The 20,415-nt window shown below is 70.1% G+C and carries 13 protein-coding genes; 7 read left to right on the forward strand and 6 right to left on the reverse strand.

Features of this window, described 5'->3' with window-relative positions; all coding sequences use genetic code 11:
• The first annotated feature begins 321 nt into the window (after positions 1-321).
• The 7 genes from LDO11_RS09315 to LDO11_RS09345 all read left to right on the forward strand — a co-directional run bounded on the left by LDO11_RS09315 (position 322) and on the right by LDO11_RS09345 (position 9,587).
• A complete protein-coding gene (locus LDO11_RS09315) occupies positions 322-1,929 on the forward strand; it encodes a carboxyl transferase domain-containing protein (protein ID WP_232141307.1) in 1,608 nt (535 codons plus the stop codon).
• Positions 1,930-2,146: 217 nt separating this feature from the next.
• Positions 2,147-2,692 carry a bactofilin family protein gene (locus LDO11_RS09320; protein WP_129135654.1) on the forward strand — a complete coding sequence of 182 codons (546 nt, stop codon included), beginning with the start codon at positions 2,147-2,149 and terminating at the stop codon, positions 2,690-2,692.
• A complete protein-coding gene (locus LDO11_RS09325) occupies positions 2,689-3,060 on the forward strand; it encodes a hypothetical protein (protein ID WP_232141308.1) in 372 nt (123 codons plus the stop codon). Before LDO11_RS09320 ends, LDO11_RS09325 begins: the two co-directional genes overlap by 4 nt.
• Positions 3,061-3,209: 149 nt before the next feature.
• A complete protein-coding gene (locus tag LDO11_RS09330) occupies positions 3,210-3,995 on the forward strand; it encodes an enoyl-CoA hydratase/isomerase family protein (protein WP_232141309.1) in 786 nt (261 codons plus the stop codon).
• 65 nt (positions 3,996-4,060) lie between these two features.
• Complete coding sequence (locus LDO11_RS09335) at positions 4,061-6,052, forward strand: acetyl/propionyl/methylcrotonyl-CoA carboxylase subunit alpha (RefSeq protein ID WP_232141310.1); 1,992 nt, start codon at positions 4,061-4,063, stop codon at positions 6,050-6,052.
• 38 nt (positions 6,053-6,090) lie between these two features.
• A complete protein-coding gene (locus LDO11_RS09340; RefSeq protein ID WP_232141311.1) occupies positions 6,091-7,005 on the forward strand; it encodes a hydroxymethylglutaryl-CoA lyase in 915 nt (304 codons plus the stop codon).
• A complete protein-coding gene (locus tag LDO11_RS09345) occupies positions 7,002-9,587 on the forward strand; it encodes a sensor domain-containing protein (protein WP_232141312.1) in 2,586 nt (861 codons plus the stop codon). Before LDO11_RS09340 ends, LDO11_RS09345 begins: the two co-directional genes overlap by 4 nt.
• A gap of 820 nt (positions 9,588-10,407) precedes the next feature.
• Here the strand turns inward: LDO11_RS09345 and gyrA are convergent.
• From gyrA to zipA, 6 genes are all read right to left on the reverse strand, one after another.
• On the reverse strand, positions 10,408-13,122 hold the full coding sequence (gene gyrA, locus LDO11_RS09350) for a DNA gyrase subunit A (RefSeq protein WP_232141313.1): 2,715 nt from the start codon (positions 13,120-13,122) through the stop codon (positions 10,408-10,410).
• Between the two features lie 363 nt (positions 13,123-13,485).
• Positions 13,486-14,547: an S-methyl-5-thioribose-1-phosphate isomerase gene (gene mtnA, locus LDO11_RS09355; RefSeq protein WP_129135647.1), complete on the reverse strand. Its 1,062-nt coding sequence runs from the start codon at positions 14,545-14,547 to the stop codon at positions 13,486-13,488.
• A 51-nt stretch (positions 14,548-14,598) separates the two neighbouring features.
• The gene (locus LDO11_RS09360; protein ID WP_343226120.1) at positions 14,599-15,108 is read right to left on the reverse strand and encodes a DUF3011 domain-containing protein; all 510 of its coding nucleotides are present in this window, start codon (positions 15,106-15,108) and stop codon (positions 14,599-14,601) included.
• Positions 15,109-15,204: 96 nt separating this feature from the next.
• Entirely contained in the window at positions 15,205-16,194 is a 990-nt protein-coding gene (gene epmA, locus LDO11_RS09365) for an EF-P lysine aminoacylase EpmA (RefSeq protein ID WP_232141315.1), read from the reverse strand.
• The gene (ligA, locus tag LDO11_RS09370) at positions 16,191-18,689 is read right to left on the reverse strand and encodes an NAD-dependent DNA ligase LigA (RefSeq protein WP_232141316.1); all 2,499 of its coding nucleotides are present in this window, start codon (positions 18,687-18,689) and stop codon (positions 16,191-16,193) included. The genes epmA and ligA overlap by 4 nt, the downstream gene beginning before the upstream one ends.
• Before the next feature lie 910 nt (positions 18,690-19,599).
• Complete coding sequence (gene zipA, locus LDO11_RS09375; protein WP_129135643.1) at positions 19,600-20,355, reverse strand: cell division protein ZipA; 756 nt, start codon at positions 20,353-20,355, stop codon at positions 19,600-19,602.
• Positions 20,356-20,415 lie beyond the last annotated feature (60 nt).

Genomic DNA, 20,415 nt, shown 5'->3' on the forward strand with positions numbered 1-20,415 from the left:
CGAGCGTGGTCGTTGAGGCAACACCGGCAGTGCCCGCTGTTGATTTTCGTGCCGGACCCCGCGAACGCCAGGGCCCGTCGCGTGCACACCCCGCGGTGCGCGCGACGGGCAGCGCGAATCATGACGAAGCGGCTCTCGGGCGCACGAACACGCCGGCCGTATGCCATCGCCCGCAGCCCGGAAAGGCTTCCCATTCACTCAAGCCCCCGCCTGCGATTGCCTTCGCTGCCGCCGCATCTGCTCTCCGCCTCTACCTGCCCGGCGGGCGCGAACCGGGCAGCGGGTATCCTTGTCGGCCTTTCGTATAGCCGCGCCGATGCCATGCCCGTTCTTGCGACCGAGATCGACCCGCGCTCCGCCGACTTCCGCGAGAACGCGGATTACCACCGCGCCCTCGCCGATGAGCTGAGGCAACGCCTGCAGCGTGCGGCGGCCGGTGGCGGCGAGGCCGCGCAGCAGCGCCATGTGGCACGCGGCAAGCTGCCGCCACGCGAGCGCGTGCTCGCCCTGCTCGATCCCGGCTCGCCGTTCCTGGAGATCGCACCGCTGGCGGCCGAGGACATGTACGACGGCGCCGCGCCGGCCGCGGGCATGATCTGCGGCATCGGCCGGGTGATGGGCCAGGAAGTGGTGATCGTCGCCAACGACGCCACCGTCAAGGGCGGCACCTATTTCCCGATGACGGTGAAGAAGCACCTGCGCGCGCAGGAGATCGCCCGCGAGAACCGGCTGCCCTGCGTGTACCTGGTCGATTCCGGCGGTGCCTTCCTGCCGCTGCAGGACGAGGTGTTCCCCGATCGCGAGCACTTCGGCCGCATCTTCTACAACCAGGCGCGGCTGTCGGCGGAGAACATCCCGCAGGTGGCGGTGGTGATGGGCAGCTGCACCGCGGGCGGTGCCTATGTGCCTGCGATGTGCGACGAGAGCGTCATCGTCAAGGAACAGGGCACGATCTTCCTTGGCGGGCCGCCGCTGGTGAAGGCCGCGACCGGCGAGGTGGTGGATGCGGAATCGCTGGGGGGTGCCGACGTGCACACCAGCGTGTCGGGCGTCGCCGATCATTTCGCCGAGGACGACCGCCATGCGTTGCAGATCGCACGCGACATCGTCGCCGGCTTCAACCGCGCCAAGCACGTGCCGGTGGCGGTGCGTGCGCCGGTCGAACCGCTCTACCCGGCCGACGAGCTGTACGGCATCGTGCCCAAGGACACCCGCCGGCCGTTCGACATCCGCGAGGTGATCGCGCGCGTGGTCGATGGCAGCGAGTTCCAGGAGTTCAAGGCACGCTACGGCAAGACCCTGGTGACCGGCTTCGCCCATCTGCATGGCTACCCGGTCGGCATCGTCGCCAACAACGGCATCCTGTTCGGCGAGAGCGCGCTCAAGGGCGCGCACTTCATCCAGCTGTGCAACCAGCGCGGCATCCCGCTGGTGTTCCTGCAGAACATCACCGGCTTCATGGTCGGCCGCAAATACGAGAACGCGGGGATCGCCAAGGACGGGGCCAAGATGGTCACGGCGGTCGCCTGCTCGAGCGTGCCGAAATTCACTGTGGTGATCGGCGGCAGCTTCGGCGCCGGCAACTACGCGATGTGCGGCCGTGCCTACGGCGCGCGTTTCCTGTGGATGTGGCCGAACGCGCGCATCAGCGTGATGGGCGGCGAGCAGGCCGCGAGCGTGCTGGCGACCGTGAAGCGCGATGGCATCGAGGGCAAGGGCGGCAGCTGGAGCACGGGCGAGGAAGACGCCTTCAAGCAGCCGATCCGCGAGCAGTACGAACACCAGGGCAGCCCGTGGTATGCGACCGCGCGGCTGTGGGACGACGGCATCATCGATCCGACCGACACCCGCCGCGTGCTCGGCCTGGGCCTGTCGAGCGCACTCAATGCACCAGTGGAGCCGGCCCGCTTCGGCGTGTTCCGGATGTAACAGGGCGCGGGTACTGGCGTAGAGGACATGTGTATACAGCGCAGGTCCCGAGTGAATACCGAAGCGTAAGGTGTTGACTGCGCTGGCCATTCGGGGCAGCCGGTCACAACAGGGCAGTGCTGGCTGCGTGCTAGTCTCGGGCAGCGGCTTCGCCGCCGCGCGGCATCCGCGCGTTTCCCTGTCCGGCCCGCACGCCACCGTCCTGCCGAGGAACTCCATGGCCATCTTCAACCCGCCCGGTCAAACCAGGAAGGACGTGCCGTCCTTCGCCAATGAACCCGCCCCTGCCGCCGTGCGCGACAACCCGCCGCCTGCGCCCGCTGCGGCCGACTTCCGTCCGACCCAGAGCGCGCCACCGCGCAGTAGCCAGCCGGAAGCCAAGGAATCGCTGATCGCCTCGAACCTCACCATCGAGGGCAAGATCGAGGGCACCGGGCACGTGCGCATCGCCGGCCGCTTCAAGGGCGACGTCAACGTGCAGGGCGATGTCACCCTGGAGCGCGGCGCCAAGCTCGATGGCGGCGTGCGCGCGGACAAGGTCATCGTCGCCGGCGAGCTGGAAGGCAATATCGAATCCGCCCAGCGCGTGGAACTGCTCGACACCGCGGTGATGAGCGGCGACCTCAAGGCCGGCACGCTCACCGTGGCGGCAGGTTCCAAGATCCGCGGGCATGTGGAGTGCGGCTGGGAGAGCCCGGCAGCGGCCAAGGGCGCACGCGTCGAGAAGACCGACAGGGCCGACCTCGAACCCGCCACCCCGTGAGCAACGGCCGGCCCGGCGAGGCCGGCGCGACCCGCATCTGCCCGCACTGCAAGACCACCATCCTGCAGAGCGCGACGATCTGCCCGTCGTGCCGGCATTACCTGCGCTTCGATGCGCCGGCCAGCGTGGCCGGTGCATCCACCAATGCACTGCAGGTCGAAGGCACCATACGCCACCCCGCCGAAGGCGGCGCCTGGGAGTATTCGGTGGTGCTGGTCGTGCGCGATGGCGACGGCAAGGAGCTCAACCGCCAGGTGGTGGGCGTCGGCGCGCTCTTCGGCGGTGACGAGCGCAGTTTCAGCCTCGCCGTCGAGGTCACCCCCACCCATGACACGCGGCGTTCGGGCAAGCGCGGGATGCGCCATTAGATAGGCCTGCGGGCAACCGCGGCGCCCTGGAGCATCGCGAATCGTCCAGTCGACGTCGTGGACGCCGCCACAGGTCGACGCCTGCCGTTGCGCCGGCCGGCGTGGACGACGCGGGTATCATGCCGGTCGGTTTCCGCGAGTCCGTCCCGATGTCCGATGCCCTGACCTTCGTCACCCACGGCCCGGTGGCCCGGCTGCGCCTGGATCGCCCCGACCTGCACAACGCCTTCGATGCCGGCCTGATTGCCGCGCTCACCGCCGCGCTGGAGCAGGTGGCGCGCGACGCCGACGTGCGTGCGGTGGTGATCGAGGGCGCCGGCGCCTCGTTCTCGGCCGGCGCCGACCTCAACTGGATGCGCGCGATGGCCGGCGCCAGCGAGGTCGAGAACCGCGATGACGCGATGGCGCTCGCGCGCCTGATGCGCACGCTCGATGAACTCCCGAAGCCGACCATCGCCCGCGTGCACGGCGCGGCCTTCGGTGGCGGCGTCGGCCTGGTGGCCTGCTGCGACATCGCCATCGGCGTGCCGGAGGCGAAGTTCGGGCTCACCGAGAGCCGCCTCGGCCTGTTGCCGGCGGTGATCTCGCCGTACGTCATCGCCGCGATCGGTCCGCGCCAGGCGCGCCGCTGGTTCGCAACCGCCGAGATCTTCGATGCGGAACAGGCACACCGCATGGGCCTGCTGCACGAGGTGGTACCGGCGGCGGAGCTCGACGCCGCGGTCGACCGGCAGATCGGCCTGCTGCTCAAGGCCGGCCCGTTCGCCGCCGCCGACGCCAAGCGTCTGGTGCGCGAAGTGCTTGCCGAGCCCGACCGCGACCGCCGCGACCACGACAATGCCACCCTGATCGCCGCGCTGCGTGTCTCCACCGAAGGCCAGGAAGGCCTGTCCGCGTTCCTGGACAAGCGCCCCCCGGCATGGGTGCAGCGCTGAGCCCGTCGCTTCGCCGTTCCATGCATCCGCATCCACCCCTCCATCCGGAGGAGAAGGCTGAACCCATGTTCGATTCCGTACTCATCGCCAACCGCGGCGAGATCGCCTGCCGTGTGATCCGCACCTGCCGCCGGCTGGGCATCCGCACCATCGCCGTGTATTCAGAGGCCGATGCGCAGGCGCTGCATGTGCGCATGGCCGACGAGGCGTGGCCGATCGGTGGGCCGCGTCCGCAGGACAGCTACCTGCGCGGCGATGCGATCCTCGCGGTGGCCCGCGAACGCGGCGCGCAGGCGATCCATCCCGGCTACGGCTTCCTGAGCGAGAACGCGGACTTCGCCGACGCGGTGGACGCCGCGGGTATCCGCTTCATCGGGCCCTCGGCGGCATCAATGCGGAAAATGGGTAGCAAGGCCGGCGCCAAGGACCTGATGGCGGCGGCCGGCGTGCCGGTGGTGCCCGGCTATACCGGCGAGAACCAGTCCGGCGCGACGCTGGCACGCGAGGCACAGCGCATCGGCTTCCCGCTGATGATCAAGGCCGCGCACGGCGGCGGCGGGAAGGGCATGCGCATCGTGCGCGCTGCGGAGGAGTTCGCGCCCGCGCTGGAGAGCTGCCAGCGCGAGGCCACCAACGCCTTCGGCCGCGACCGCGTACTGCTGGAGCGCTATATCGAGCAGCCGCGGCATATCGAGATCCAGGTGTTCGGCGACCACGTCGGCAACACCATCCACCTGTTCGAGCGCGAGTGCTCCGCGCAGCGCCGTTACCAGAAGGTGCTGGAGGAATCGCCCTCGCCGTTCCTGACCGATGACCTGCGCACGCGCATGGGCGAAGCCGCGGTGCTCGCCGCGCGCGCGATCGGCTACGCCAATGCCGGCACGGTGGAATTCATCGTCGACCCTGCAGGCGCCTTCTATTTCATGGAGATCAACACCCGCCTGCAGGTGGAGCACCCGGTGACCGAACTGGTGACCGGCCTCGATCTCGTGGAATGGCAGCTGCGCGTCGCCGCCGGTGAGCCGCTGCCGATGGCGCAGGACGCGATCACCCAGCAGGGCCATGCCATCGAGGTGCGGCTGTACGCCGAGGACCCGGATGCCGGCTTCCTGCCCGGTTCCGGCGCGCTGACCCGGCTGCGCCTGCCGCACGCCGATGCGCATGTGCGCGTGGACAGCGGCGTGGTCGAGGGCGACACCGTCACCATCTTCTACGACCCGATGATCGCCAAGCTGATCGTCCACGACGCCGACCGCCCGCGTGCGCTGGCGCGCCTGCGCGAGGCGCTGGCGGCGTGCGAGATCGAAGGACCGAAGTCCAACGTGGGCTTCCTCGAACGCCTGGTGCGCGACCCGGCGGTGGTGGATGCCACCATCGATACCGGCTACCTGGACCGCCAGCCGGATGCGCTGCGCCAGCCCGAGCGCCCGCAGGCCATGGCGATGCAGCGCGTGGCCGCAGTCGTGGCGGAGCTGCTCGCCCTCGAACAGGCGACCGGCGCGCAGCCCGGCGATCCGCATTCGCCATGGTCTGCCGGCGACGGCTGGCATGGTGCCGGTGGCGCCGCCACGCGCCTGCGGCTGGGTAATGGCGACGACGTGCTCGACGTGCATGCCAGTGGCCGTGGCGGGCGCTGGACGATCACCGTCGGCGATGCCGCGCCGGTGGACGTCACCGCCGCGCGCCGCGAGGGCGACCGCCTGTGGCTGCAGGCCGACGGCAGTGCGCGGGCCTTCCGCATCGGCGGGGACCGCGACCATCTGCTGATCCACGACGGCGACAGCCGTCGCGCGCTGCGCTTCCTGCGCCGCGAACAGCGCGCCGCCGGCGCCGCCGCAGGCAGCGACAGCCGCCTGCGTGCGCCGATGCCGGGCCGCATCGTGGTGGTGCGCGCGGCCGCGGGCGACGCGGTGACCGCCGGCCAGGAACTGCTGGTGATGGAGGCGATGAAGATGGAAATCTCCATCAAGGCGCCGCGCGATGGCGAGCTCGCGGAACTGCCGGTCACCGAGGGCGAATTCGTCGAGGCCGACGCCACCCTCGCCCGCCTGGCCTGAACCGGGTGCAGGCGACGTACATCCCAGCGGGAGAGGCAATGAACGACCAGGTACGCATCGTCGAGGTATCGCCGCGTGACGGACTGCAGAACGAGAAGGCACTGGTGCCGACGGCGCTCAAGGTCGAGCTGATCGACCGGCTCGGCCGCACCGGCCTGCGCACCATCGAGGCCACCAGCTTCGTCAGCCCGAAGTGGGTGCCTCAGCTGGCCGACGCCGCCGAGGTGTTCGCCGCCATCGCGCGCCGCCCGGGCATCGCCTATCCGGTGCTGGTGCCCAACGAAACCGGTTACGAGCGCGCACGCGCGGTGGGCGTCGAGGAGATCGCGGTGTTCACCGCGGCATCGGAAGCCTTCAACCGCAGGAACATCAACGCCGGCATCGACGAGTCGCTGCAGCGCTTCGCGCCGGTGATGGAACGGGCGCGCGCGGATGGCGTGCGCGTGCGCGGCTATGTCTCGACGGTACTGGGCTGCCCCTACCAGGGCGAGGTGCCGCTGGCCGACGTCGTGCGCGTCGCGCGTGCGCTGCATGACATGGGCTGCTACGAGGTCTCGCTCGGCGACACCATCGGCGTGGGGACGCCGGCGAGGGCCGCGGCCATGCTGCGCGCGGTGGCCACCGAGGTGCCGGTGCCGGCGCTTGCCCTGCACTTCCACGATACCTACGGGCAGGCGCTGGCCAATGTGCTCGCCTGCCTCGAGCAGGGCGCGCGGGTGATCGACGCCGCGGTGGCCGGCACCGGCGGCTGCCCCTATGCACATGGGGCCAGCGGCAATGTCGCCAGCGAGGATGTCGTGTATATGCTGCATGGCATGGGCATGCAGACCGGCATCGACCTCGACGCGCTCGCCGACACCGGGCGCTGGCTGGCGGGCTGTCTCGGGCGCGAGACCGGCAGCCGGGTCGGCCGCGCCACCGCGTGCGCGGCCGCGGAGCCGGCGGTGTCATGAATCCCCCGCGTCGAGCGGATGCCGACGACGACGCCGCCGGGAACGACCCGGAGCGGATCGCCGCATCGCTCGACGCCGCCGCCGGCGACCGCACCCTTCCCGACGGCACCCGCCGCCTGCTGACACGCGCGGCGGACGCCCTGCGCCACAGCTGCGTCGATGCCGAGCGCGCACGCCTGCGCTACGCCGCGCTGTTCGACGCGGTGCCCGACCCGGTCAGCATCCTCGACGAGCGCGGCATCGTGCTCGACCTCAACCGCGCCGGCGAGCGCGCCTACCGGCGCCCGCGCGAGGAGATCGTCGGCCAGCCGATCGAGGTGCTCAATCCCGACCTTCCCACCGACCACATGCAACCGGTGCTCGAAACCCTGCACCGCGGCGGCACCTATGTGATCGAGGTCTACAACATGCGCGCCGACGGCACCCGCTTCCCGGTGGAGGTGCACTCGGCGGGTTTCAGCCTCGATGGGCGCCCCTGCGTGGTGGCGGTGGCACGCGACCTCAGCGCCCGCCGCGAGGCCGAAGCGCGCTACGGGCAGCTGCTGGAGGTCATCGACAAGGGCGTGCTGGTGCAGGATGCCGCCGGCCGCCCGCTGCAGGCCAACGCCGCGGCCATGCGCATCCTCGGCATCAATGCCGACCACAGCCTGGGCGAGCACCTGGTGCCGGAGGACTGGACCCTGCTCGACGAAAGCGGCCGCAGGATTCCGCCCGACGCCTCGCCGTTCGCGCAGACCCTGCGCAGCGGCCGCCCCACCGGCACCCGCGTGCTCGGCTTCTACCACAAGCCGGAACGGCGCCTGCGCTGGATGTCCTATGCCACGGTGCCGGTGTTCGCGCCGGGCGCGCAGCAGCCGCACCAGGTGATCTCGTTCTTCAACGACATCACCAGCCTCAAGCGCGACCATGCGCTGTTCGCCCGCGCGCAAGCGCTGGCGCGGATCGGCGGCTGGGAGTGGGAGGTCGGCCGCGACGCGCTCTACCTCACCGCCGAGGGCGCGCGCATCCTCGACCACCTGCCGCTGCCGGTGAACATGGCGGGCATGCTGGAAAGCCTGCGCGAGGACGATGCGCACCGGCTGGAACAGGCGCTGCACGCGGCCGTGGATCGCGGCCAGCCGCTCGACCTCGAGCTGCGCGGGCGCCGCGACGATGGTCGCGCGCTATGGGTGCGCATCATCGGCGAGCGCGAACACGACGAGTCCGGCGCGATCAACATCACCGGCACGCTGCAGGACATCAGCGAACGCAAGCAGGCCGAGGAAACCCTGCGCGTGCAGGCGCGCACCGATCCGCTGACCGGACTGCTGAACCGCGACGCGATCCTGGCCGAACTCGACGGCCGCCTGTGCGACCCCACCCAGTCACGGCTGGCGGTGCTCTATATCGACCTCGACCGCTTCAAGACCGTCAACGACGTGCTGGGCCACGCGGCGGGCGACCAGCTGCTCCATTTCGCCGCGCGTCGCATCGCCGACGCGGTCGGCACCGAGGGGCTGATCGCCCGCGTTGGTGGCGACGAGTTCCTGGTCGTCTGCGGCATCCGCGACGATGCCGGTACGCCGGAGCGTCTGGCCGAACGCATCCTCTCGGCGCTGGCGGAGAACTTCCGTTTCGACGGCGAGGAGTTCGACATCAGCGCCAGCATCGGCATCGCGCGCGCGCCGCAGGACGGCGACCGCCCGCAGACGCTGATCCAGAACGCGGATGCGGCGATGTACGACAGCAAGCGGCGGCTGCGCAACAACTGGCAGGCTTACACCGCCGAGCTCGGGCAGCTGCGCGAGGACCGCCTGCGCATGGAGACGCAGTTGCGCCGCGCGGTGGAGAACGAGGAGTTCCGGCTGGTGTACCAGCCGCAGGTGGACCTGCACCATGGCCGCATCGTCGCCGCCGAGGCGCTGATCCGCTGGCGCAGCCAGCAGGGCGAGATGCGCCCGGACCACTTCATCGCCCACGCCGAGAACACCGGCGACATCGTGCGCATCGGCCGCTGGGTGCTGCAGCAGGCCTGTGCGCAGGTCGCGGCATGGCGCGCCGCCGGCCACGGGATCGTACGCGTTGCGGTCAACGTGTCGTACCGGCAGTTCATCGGTGACGACCTCGCGGATGCCGTGCGCGCGATGCTCGCCGAGCACGCCCTGCCGGGTTCCGCGCTGGAACTGGAATTCACCGAGCGCGCGCTGATCGAGGACGCGCCCGACACCCTGCGCACCTTCGCGGGCCTGCGCGACCTCGGGGTGATGCTGAGCATCGACGACTTCGGCGAGGGCTACAGCGCCCTGAACTACCTGCGCCGGTTGCCGATCCACGGGCTCAAGCTCAGCCAGCTGTTCGTGGCGGGCGTGCCGGACAACCATTCCGACGTCGCGGTCTGCCAGGCGATCGCCGGCATCGCACGGAGTCTTGGCCTCGGGCTGGTCGCCGAAGGTGTGGAGTCGGAAGCGCAGCGGCGCTTCCTGCTGGAACTCGGCGTGCCGGTCGGCCAGGGTTTCCTGTTCGCACCAGGGCTGTCGGCGGATGACCTCGCCCGGCGGCTGACGATGGAGCAGGCGCTGCAGGCGCGCGTCGGGAAGCGGTGAGGCAACGCGCGGTCGTCGGGTCTGCAGGCCGCGGGACTGCGGCTCGAAGGAGGTTCTCCTCCCGATAGAGGGGCGTCCATGCAAGCGCGGAGCCTCGCGCCCGGAAGCCCGGAGGTTCCGGAAGTTCGTAAGTTCGGAGCCGAGCCGAGCAAGAGCCAGAGCACGGCCGGGTCAGGCTGGGCCGCGGGCGGCCCGCCGCGGCCACAGGGGATGCCCAGCCGGATATCTCCGCGTCCTGCTACCACATCCGGCCGCCGGCCATCCATGGCCGGCTCTGGACATCCCCTGTGGCCGCGGCGGGCCCTGAATCGTCGTCGCGTCCGGAAGGTCAACTGCAAAGAACGTCAGGCCGTCGTGGCGGCGACTCCCGGCCTGCCGTCGCGGCCACTGTTGCCGCAACCTGCCGACCTCCCATGCCGGACCTGCGAACGCAGGCACGTTCAGCGGTAGGCGACGCCGACACACACCACTGTGATGTTCGTGCCGGAGCCGGCGAATGCCCGGGCCCGTCGCGTGCACCGGGGGGTGTGCTCCCAGCCGGCCATGGATGGCCGGCGGCCGGCCGTGGTAGCTGGACGCGGACTCCGGCCGGGGGAGCACGCCCCCCGGTGCGCGTGACGGGCGGCGCGGCTCGAAACGGAGCCCATCCACCGCGCCGCATTCCAGGGTTGCGCCACATCCGAGGAACGAGAGGACAACGCGCCCCCGTGTGCACGATGGACGCGCCGGGGCTGCGGCTCGAGAACCCTCTCCCGCCCGCGGGAGAGGGCCTGGGGTCAGGGCATCCCGCCGCGGGAGATGCCCGCGACCCGCCCTGCCATCAGGACGCCGGCGTTGCCGACTCCGTTGCGGCACCGCCGTCGGCCAGCTGTGCCGTCGCCACCACGCCTTCGTCCTCAACGATCGACGCATCCACGCGCTCCACCGCCTGCAGGCGCTCGCCTTCGGACACGCGCATCAGGGTGACGCCCTGGGTGTTGCGGCTGACCACGGAGATCTCCGCCGCGCGGGTGCGCACCAGGGTGCCGCCATCGGAGATCAGCAGCACCTCGTCGCGACGGCTCAGCAGCACCGCCGAAACCAGCCGGCCATTGCGCTCGGTGGTCTGGATGCCGATCACGCCCTGGGTGCCGCGGCCCTTGCGCGGGTATTCCGCAAGCCGGGTGCGCTTGCCATAGCCGTTCTCGGTGGCGGTGAGGATGTAGGCATCGGGCTCGTCGTCGTGCTCGACCTGCACCGCATCGCCATTGCCGTTGCCGTTCGCATGCCCGTTGCCGTTCTCGGATTCGTCGGCGGCTTCCTCGGCGCCCTCGCCTGCCGATTCGGCGACGATCAGGCTGACCACGCATTCGCCTTCGGCGAGGCGGATGCCACGCACGCCGGTCGCCGTGCGGCCCATCGAGCGCACCGCGTTCTCGTCGAAGCGCACCGCCTTGCCGTTGGAGGCGAACAGCAGGATGTCGCGGTCGCCGTCGGTGAGCTCGGCGCCGATCAGCGCGTCGCCCTCGTCGAGGTTGATGGCGATCTTGCCGCGCTGCAGGCGGAACGCGAACTCGGTGAGCGGGGTCTTCTTGACCGTGCCGTTGCGGGTGGCGAAGAACACGTACTGGCCTTCGGTGTACTCGCGCACCGGCAGCACCGCCTGCACCTTCTCGCCTTCCTCGAGCGGCATCCAGTTGATGATCGGACGCCCGCGCGCGTTCGGGCCGGCATCGGGCAGCTGGTGCACCGGCAGCCAGAACACGCGGCCGCTGCTGGTGAAGGCCAGCAGCGTGTCATGGGTGTTGACCAGCCACAGCTGGTCGATGAAATCCTCGTCCTTCGTGGACGCGGCGTTGCGCCCGCGGCCACCACGCTTCTGCGCACGGTAGGCGGTCGCCGGCTGGCGCTTGACGTAACCGGCATGCGACAGCGTGACCACCACGTCTTCCGGCGCGATCAGGTCGAGGATGTCGAGATCCTCCTCGCTGGCGCGGATCTCGCTGCGACGCGCATCGCCGAACTCTTCCTTGACGTTGCGCAGCTCGGTGCGGATGACATCGAGCAGCACGTCGGGATTCTCGAGGATCTCGATCAGGCCGCGGATGGTTTCCAGCAGCAGGCGGTATTCCTCGGTGAGCTTGTCCTGCTCGAGCCCGGTCAGGCGGTGCAGGCGCATCTCCAGGATCTGCTGGGCCTGGGTCTCGGTGAGCTGGTAGCCATCGGCCAGCAGGCCCACGCCCCTGGGCAGGTCTTCCGGGCGCGAGGCCTCGGCACCGGCCGCTTCCAGCAGCGCACCGACCAGGCCCGGCTGCCACACCCGCGCCAGCATGCGCTCGCGGGCGACCTGCGGGTTGTCCGAGGTCTTGATCAGCTCGATCATCTCGTCGATGTTGGCGAGCGCGACCGTCAGGCCTTCGAGGATGTGCGCGCGCGCGCGCGCCTTGCGCAGTTCGAAGATCGTCCTGCGCGTGACCACCTCGCGGCGGTGGCGCACGAAGGCCTCGAGGATCTGCTTGAGGTTGAGCAGCTGCGGCCGGCCCTCGACGATCGCCACCATGTTGATGCCGAACACCGACTCCATCTGCGTCTGCTGATAGAGGTTGTTGAGCACCACCTCGGCGGAGTCGCCGCGCTTGATCTCGATGTAGATGCGCATGCCGTCCTTGTCGGACTCGTCGCGCAACTCGCTGATGCCATCGAGCTTCTTTTCCTTCACCAGCTCGGCGATCTTCTCGATCAGCCGCGCTTTGTTCACCTGGTACGGGATCTCGGTGACGATGATCGATTCACGACCGTTGTCGGCCACCTCGACGTCCGCCTTCGCGCGCATGCGCACGCGGCCGCGGCCGGTGCGATACGCCAGGTGGATGCCGCCGACGCCGTTGATGATGCCGGCGGTGGGGAAGTCCGGACCCGGGATGTATTCCATCAACCCGTCGATGTCGATCTCGGGGTTGTCGATCATCGCGATCAGCGCGTCCACCACCTCGCCGAGGTTGTGCGGCGGGATATTGGTGGCCATGCCGACCGCGATGCCCGCCGAGCCGTTGACCAGCAGGTTCGGGAAGCGCGTCGGCATCACCGACGGTTCCAGCTCCTTCTCGTCGTAGTTGGGCACGAAATCGACGGTGTCCTTGTCGATGTCGGCCATCAGCTCGTGGGTGAGCCGCGCCATGCGCGCCTCGGTGTAACGCATCGCCGCGGCGGAGTCTCCGTCGACCGAACCGAAGTTGCCCTGCCCGTCGACCAGCATGTAGCGCAGCGAGAACGGCTGCGCCATGCGCACCAGGGTGTCGTACACCGACTGGTCACCGTGCGGGTGGTACTTACCGATCACGTCACCGACGATGCGCGCCGACTTGTAGTACGGCTTGTTGCTGTGGGCACCGAGCTCGGTCATCGCGAACAGCACGCGGCGATGCACCGGCTTCAGGCCGTCACGCACGTCGGGAAGCGCGCGCCCCACGATCACGCTCATGGCGTAATCGAGGTAGCTGCGGCGCATCTCGTCTTCGAGGTTTACGGGGATGATTTCTTTCGAGGAATCGACCATCTAGGCGGTTTGCATCCTGGCTGCGCGGCACGGACCGGGTGGCCTTCCGGAACCTCCGGACGACCCGCGCGCCGGCCGCCGGCAACGCGTGGAAAAAGACAGCGGATGATACCACGCGGGGCCCTGCGGCCCAAACGCTTCCATCCTGAAAACAAGCACTTAGGCCAAGGGTCGCGCACAGGCAGTACGGTTGCGGGCGGCGGCCCCGGCTGACCTGAACGGGCAAGGGACCGGCGCGTGTCCCGCGGCCGGACGGCGAGGCGGTGCGAATGGAGCCGCGAGAGGCCGCGCCGGAAGCGCGGGTGCGGTCCCCGGGGGAGCGGCTGCGCGCGACCACGCCCCAGGGGAGTCCGTCGGAAACGCTCAGGCGGTGCCGAACAGGGCGCGCATGCGCTCCGCGTCGGGCTGCTCGACGATGCCGCGCTCGGTCACGATCGCGTCGATCAGCGACGCCGGGGTGACATCGAAGACCGGGTTCCAGGCCTGCACGCCTTCGGCGACCGTGCGGTTGCCGGCGACGCCCAGCAGCTCGCCCGGATCGCGTTCCTCGATCTCGATGCGGTCGCCGGATGGCGTGGCCATGTCGACGGTGGACGACGGCGCCACCACCATGAACTTCTTGCCGTGGAAGCGCGCCGAGATCGCCAGCTGGTAGGTGCCGATCTTGTTGGCCACATCGCCATTGGCGCAGATGCGGTCGGCACCGACCACCACCCACTCGACCTCGCCATTGCGCAGCAGGTGCGAGGCGGCGGCATCGGCGATCAGGGTCGCGTCGATGCCGTCCTGCTGCAGTTCCCATACGGTCAGCCGCGAGCCCTGGTTCCACGGCCGGGTCTCGTCGGCATACACGCGGCCCACCCTGCCCTGCGCAACGCCGGCACGGATGACACCCAGTGCAGTGCCGAAGCCGGCGGTCGCGAGCGAACCGGTATTGCAGTGGGTGAGCACGCCCGAGCCGGGCGCGATCAGCGATGCACCGAGCTCACCCATGCGCCGGTTGGCGGCAAGGTCCTCGTCGGCAATCGCCTGCGCTTCGGCGGCGATGCGTTCGCGCCAGTCGGCACCCGCGGCTTCGAGCGCGGTGCGCATGCGCGCCAGCGCCCAGGCGAGATTCACCGCGGTCGGACGCGCGGCGTTGAGCCGCTGCATCGCCGGCGCCAGCAGGGACGCTGCGGTGACGCCGTCGGCCGCATCGACCTCGCGCGCGGCCAGCACCACGCCCCAGGCCGCGGCGATGCCGATCGCCGGCGCCCCGCGCACGATCAGCGCATGGATCGCCGCGGCCACGTCATCGCTGCGGGTGCAGGTGACGTACTCGGTCGCGAACGGCAGCTTGCGCTGGTCGAGGAGTTCCAGGGCATTGCCGGTCCAACGGATCGGGCGGATGCGGTCGTAGCGTGCGTAATCGATGGCGTCGTTCATCGGGCGATTCTAACCGCCGCAGCGGCCGGCCCCGATCGATGCCGAATGCCGTCAGCGGACGACGAATTCCGCGCCGCAACCGCCGGAGACCCACACGCCGTTGCGGTCCCAGCCCCAGTTCTGCCGCTGCACGCAACGCACGTCCGACAGCTGTTCGTCCAGGCGAACGTCCTGCGCGACCACGGCATTGCAACGCATCATGCGGTTGCCGCGCGACTCGCAGCGCACGCGCTGCGGCGGTGCGTTGCCGTCGAGATCGACGGGCCCTTCGACGAAGTCCGCGCTGCAGCCGCGTGCGACCCACACGCTGCGGTTGTCATAGCCCCAGGTGGTGCCGTGGATGCAATCGAACGAGGAGTTCTGCACCAGCAGGCGCACCCCGTTGCGGGTATCGGCGTTGCAGTAGTTGCGGCGGTTGTCGCGCGATTCGCAGCGGAACACGCGAGGCTCCGCGGCGGCAACGGGCTGCGCGTCTTCCCCGCCGCCCAGGCCGAGGCGCGCGGTCAGGCCGCATCCGCCCGTGCCCACGGCCAACATCACGACAAGCGCTCCCCGCAACATGAAACCCCCCGGATCCACGACGCGCCCAATCTACACGCTGCGCACCGCCGCGCATGTAAACATTTCGACAATCCGGCCCCGCCGCGGGGCGTGGCCTCAGGCGCGCGCGAAATCGAATGCGAGCACGTCGGCAATCCGCGACGTGCCCAGCATCGCCATCAGCAGGCGATCGACGCCCAGTGCGACGCCGGCGCAGGCCGGGAAGCCCCTGTCGAGCGCGTCCAGCAGATGCCTGTCGATCGGCGGCAGGACGTCACCGCGGCGCGCCCGTTCAGCCAGTTCGCGTTCGAAACGCGCGCGCTGCTCGCCCGCATCGGCCAGCTCGTGATAGCCGTTGGCGAGTTCGAGCGGGCCCAGGAACAGCTCGAAGCGCTCCGCCACCGGCACCGGCGCAAGCACGTCGCCATCGCTTTCACGTATGCGCGCGAGCATGCACTGCGATGCCGGGTAGTCGTACAGCACCAGCAACTGGTCGACCGGGAAGCCGGGCTGGATGCGATGGCTCAGCAGCAGGTCGAGCCAATCGTCGCGGTTGAGGCCGTCGCCATCGATGCCGATATCGCCGAGCGCCGCACGCAGCGTGCCGATGTCGGCGAGCATCGGGTCGAGGCCAAGCGCCTCGCGAAACAGCTGCCGGTACGACGTCGCCACCACGTGCGCCTGCCGACCCACCAGCGCAAGCGCCGCCTGCACCACCGCCGCGGCTTCGTCGGCAAGCCGGCGATGGTCCCAGCCGACGCGGTACCACTCGAGCATGGTGAACTCGGGGTTGTGGCGCCCGCCCGCTTCGCCATCGCGGAAGACCCGGCCAAGCTCGTAGCAGTCACCGACGCCGGCGGCCAGCAGGCGTTTGAGCGGGTATTCCGGCGACGTGCGCAGCCAGCGCGTACGCGCACCGGCATCGACATGGCCGGTGAATGCCAGCGAGAACGACGCGATATTGGGCTCGGTGTTGCCGGCCTGCGACATCACCGGGGTCTCCACCTCGAGCACGTCGCGTTCGGCGAAAAACCCGCGGATCAGCGCATTCACGCGCGCGCGCAGGCGGATCGCGGCCGGTGCCGCGGACGGGCGCCAGTCGCTCACTGCTCACGCCCGAGGAAGGCCACCAGCCTGGCTTCGTCCCAGACCTCGACGCCGAGTGATTCCGCCTTCGCAAGCTTCGAGCCGGCAGCCTCGCCGGCGACCACGAAATCGGTCTTCTTCGACACGCTGCCACTGACCTTGGCGCCGAGCGCTTCCAGGCGCTCGCCGGCCTCGTCGCGGGTCATCGACGACAGCGTGCCGGTCAGCACCACGGTTTTGCCCTCGAGCGGGCCGGCGCTGCGCCGTGCAGCCGCCGGTGCCGCGGCGAGCAGGCGCTCCATCGCCTCGCCGGCCGCCAGCAACGCCGCGCGCGCGTCGTCATCGGCGAGGTAGGCCTGCAGGTTCTCCGCACCGGCTGCCGACAGCCCGGCGCCCGTCCAGCCACTTGGATTCGCCCGCAGCAGTGCGCCGAGCGTCCGATAGGTCTGGCCCAGGCGCTCGGCGCTTTTGCCGCCCAGCTTGTTGACCGCAAGCGTGGACAGCAGGTGCGCAAGATCCAGGCGTTCGTGCAGCCCGGCATCCGGCAGGCCCTCGTCCTCGAAGGTGATGCCCGCGGCCAGCAGCGCATCGACCACGGCGATATTGCCCGGCTGTTCGAAGAACGTCGCGATCGAACGCGCCACTTCCGCGCCGATGTCGGGCAACGCCTGCAGCAGCAGCGCCGGCGTGCTGCGGATGAACCCGAGCGAGCCCAGCCACTGCGCCAGCGTCTTCGCGGTGGTCTCGCCCAGGTGCGGGATGCCCAGCGCGAACAGGAAGCGCGGCAAGGTGGTGCGGCGGCTGGCATCGATGCCCGCCACGAGGTTCTCCGCCCATCTGGTCGCCACCCGGCCGGCGGATGCATCCACCGCCAGGTGGGCGCGCAGGAATTCCGCGCGCCGCCACTGCGGCGGCTCCTGTGCCAGACCGGTACGCGTTGCCTCATCGATCGACAGCGCGCCGCGGCTGTCATCGACGATCCGCAGCAGGTCCGCCGCGGTTGCCGCATCCATCGCCACCTTCATGCGCACGAGATCGGCGACGTCGAGTGCGTAGAGATCGGCGATCGATTCGACGAAACCGTATTCCACCAGCGCGTCGGCCTGCTTCTCGCCCAGGCCTTCGATATCCATTGCGCGCCGCGAGGCGAAATGCCGCAGTGCTTCGCGCCGTTGCGCACCGCAGGTGAGCCCACCGGTGCAGCGGAATGCCGCCTCGCCCTCCTCGCGCACGAGGTCGGACCCGCACACCGGGCAGGCGTCGGGCATCGCCCACGGCGTGGTGCCCGGGGGGCGACGCTCGTCGATGACGCGCACGATCTCCGGGATCACGTCGCCGGCGCGGCGCACGATCACGGTGTCACCTTCGCGCACGTCCAGCCGCGCGATCTGGTCGGCGTTGTGCAGCGTGGCATTGGTGACGGTGACGCCGGCCACCTGCACCGGCTCCAGCCGCGCCACCGGCGTGGCCGCGCCGGTGCGACCGATCTGGATCTCGATCGCGCGCAGCTGCGTGGCCTGTTCCTGCGCCGGATACTTGTGCGCCAGTGCCCAGCGCGGTGCACGCGAGACGAAGCCCAGCGTGCGCTGCTGGTCGTAACGGTCGAGCTTGTAGACCACGCCGTCGATGTCGTACGGCAGGCTGTCACGCAGCGTGCCGATGCGGCGGTAATAGGCGATCAGACCATCGAAGCCGGTGGCGGTGTCGACTTCCGCCGCCACCGGGAACCCATAGCCGCGCAGCAGTGCCAGCGTTTCGGAATGCGTCTCCGGCAGGTCGAGGCCCTCAACCGCACCGACGCCATAGGCGAAGAACGCCAGCGGACGACGCCGGGTGACCGCCGGGTCGAGCTGTCGCAGCGACCCCGCGGCACCGTTGCGCGGATTGGCCAGCAGGCGCTCGTTGCGCTCCAGGGCGCGCGCGTTCCAGGCCTCGAAGGCCTCGCGCGGCATGTACACCTCACCGCGCACCTCGAGCACCGCCGGCGGCGGCGCGCCGGTGTCACGCAGCCGCAGCGGCACCGCACGCACCTGGCGCAGGTTGGCGGTCACGTCCTCGCCCGTCGCGCCATCGCCGCGCGTGGCGCCCTGCACGAACACCCCGTCCTCGTAACGCAGGCTGATGGCGAGGCCATCGAGCTTGGGTTCGACCGAGAAACGTGGTGCGCGTGTGCCGAGCCGGTCCTCGATACGGCGTTCGAATTCGGCCACCTCGCGGTAGCGGGTGCGGTCGTCGTCACCGCCGTCGGGATCCTCGAACGCATTCGCCAGCGACAGCATCGGGATGGCATGGCGGACTTCGGCGAAGCCCGAGTCCGGGCGTGCGCCGACGGTGCGGGTCGGGGAGTCCGCGGTGACGAGATCCGGATGCGCCGCTTCCAGTGCCTCGAGCTCGCGCATCAGCGCGTCGTATTCGGCGTCCGGAATCGATGCGTCATCGAGGACGTAGTAACGATGGTTCGCGTCTTCGATCAGGCGCCGCAGTTCGTCGACGCGTTCGCTGGGGGACTTGGCCATCGGGCAATTCTAAGGGGGCCGCGGTGGTGGGCGACGTCGCCTGCGGGCAGCGGACCACAGCTCCATGGATGTGTGTCGAGGCGTCTGACTGGAAAGGTCCATGTCCCGCTGCGGGAGATGTCGTACGGCTGTAATGCCTCTGTACGCGCCGTGCCGCTGATCGTGCATACGGGGAGGTGTTGTCCTCGATCTTCTCCACGCGCGGGCGGTGGCGGAAAAGCGCGAGCGCGGGGTGCCCGGGCGTCGGCGAGGTGCTTCGTTCGGCTTCGCGCTGCCCGTCACGCGCACCGGGGGGTGTGCTCCCCCGGCTGGAGTCCGCGTCCAGCTACCACAGCCGGCCGCCGGCCATCCATGGCCGGCTGGGAGCACACCCCCCGGTGCACGCGACGGGCCCGGACATCCGCCGGCTCCGGCACACAAAACAACAGCGGTTGTGCTGGGCCGCCTGCCGCTGACACGCGCGTGCGTACGAGAGTTCCGGCATGGAGGTCATAGCCGTGGCTGCCTAAGGTGTGGACGCCAGGAGCCTGACGTTTTTCGCCGTTGACCTCTTCAGCACGCAGCGACAGTCCGTTGCCCGCCGTGGACGCAGGGGGATGCCCAGAGCCGGCCATGGACGGCCGGCGGCCGGATGTGGGAGCAGGACGCGGAGATATCCGGCTGGGCATCCCCCTGTGGCCGCGGCGGGCTGCCCGCGCCGGTACCACGCCCGCGCTCTGGCTCTCGCTCCTGGCACTGACCTGACCCCGGGCTCGCAGGCTCACGGCTCGCGCTCACAAATTCCCAGGCGCCCGGCGAGGCTCCGCGCTCGCATGGAACTCCCGTCATTCGGGAGAACCCTGAAAAAGGCGGGGCTCCTCGTGACCTTCGATGCAGCCCCCGGACATAGGGCCGTCCAAAGGCGGATCCCCTACCAGCGCGGGCTGCGGGTCACCGGCGGCGCTTCGTTCTGGCGGTCGTAGGCGCGCAGGTCGTCGCGGATATGGGCCACGCGCTGGCGGCCCAGCGCGTTGCGCTGCTCGTCGAGCAGGACACCTTCCAGCAACTCGGCCATGCGCTGCGCGGTGGGCAGCATCTTTTCCCACGCGTCGAGCGCGCTGACCGGTGCGGGCAGGGTCAGGAAGAACGCGATCGCCGGTGTTTCCAGCGACTGGATCTCGGACATCTCGAAGCTGCCCGGCTTGCGGATATTGGCCACGCTGAAGATCGGCCCGCGCTCGGGATGGCCTTCCAGCAGGCGGTGGAACACGTTCATGTGCCCGTAGGTCAGGCCGGCCTTCTCGGCCGCGACCACGATGTCCGGACCGCGCAGCACCTCGCCGGCGCGTGCGGCGATGTACAGGGTCACGATCTTGTCGAAATCGTCGCTGACGCGGCGGCCGAGTTCCGCGTTCGGCGTGGCCGGTTCGCCGACGGCGGCGTCGAAGAGGTCGAGTTCCTCGGGCTCGCGCGCATCGTCAGTGGTGGCGCCCGCGGCGTCGAGCTCCTGCTCGATCTGCGCACCCAGCGTCGGCTCCATGCGGTCACGCTCGGTGCCGCGCTCCTCCGGACGCAGGCGACGGCCCTGCCCGCCCTGTCGCGGACGCGTGCCGAAGTACCAGATGGCCGCCAGCAGGATCGCACCTGCAACCAGAATGCCGATCCGCATCAGCCACACATCGGACATCGCGCTTCTCTCCCTTGCTCGTCATCGGTGCACGCCAGCCGCGGCCAGCGTGCGGAATGG

Origin of the sequence: Alterluteimonas muca (assembly GCF_021191595.1) — a bacterium.
Classification (GTDB): domain Bacteria; phylum Pseudomonadota; class Gammaproteobacteria; order Xanthomonadales; family Xanthomonadaceae; genus Luteimonas; species Luteimonas muca.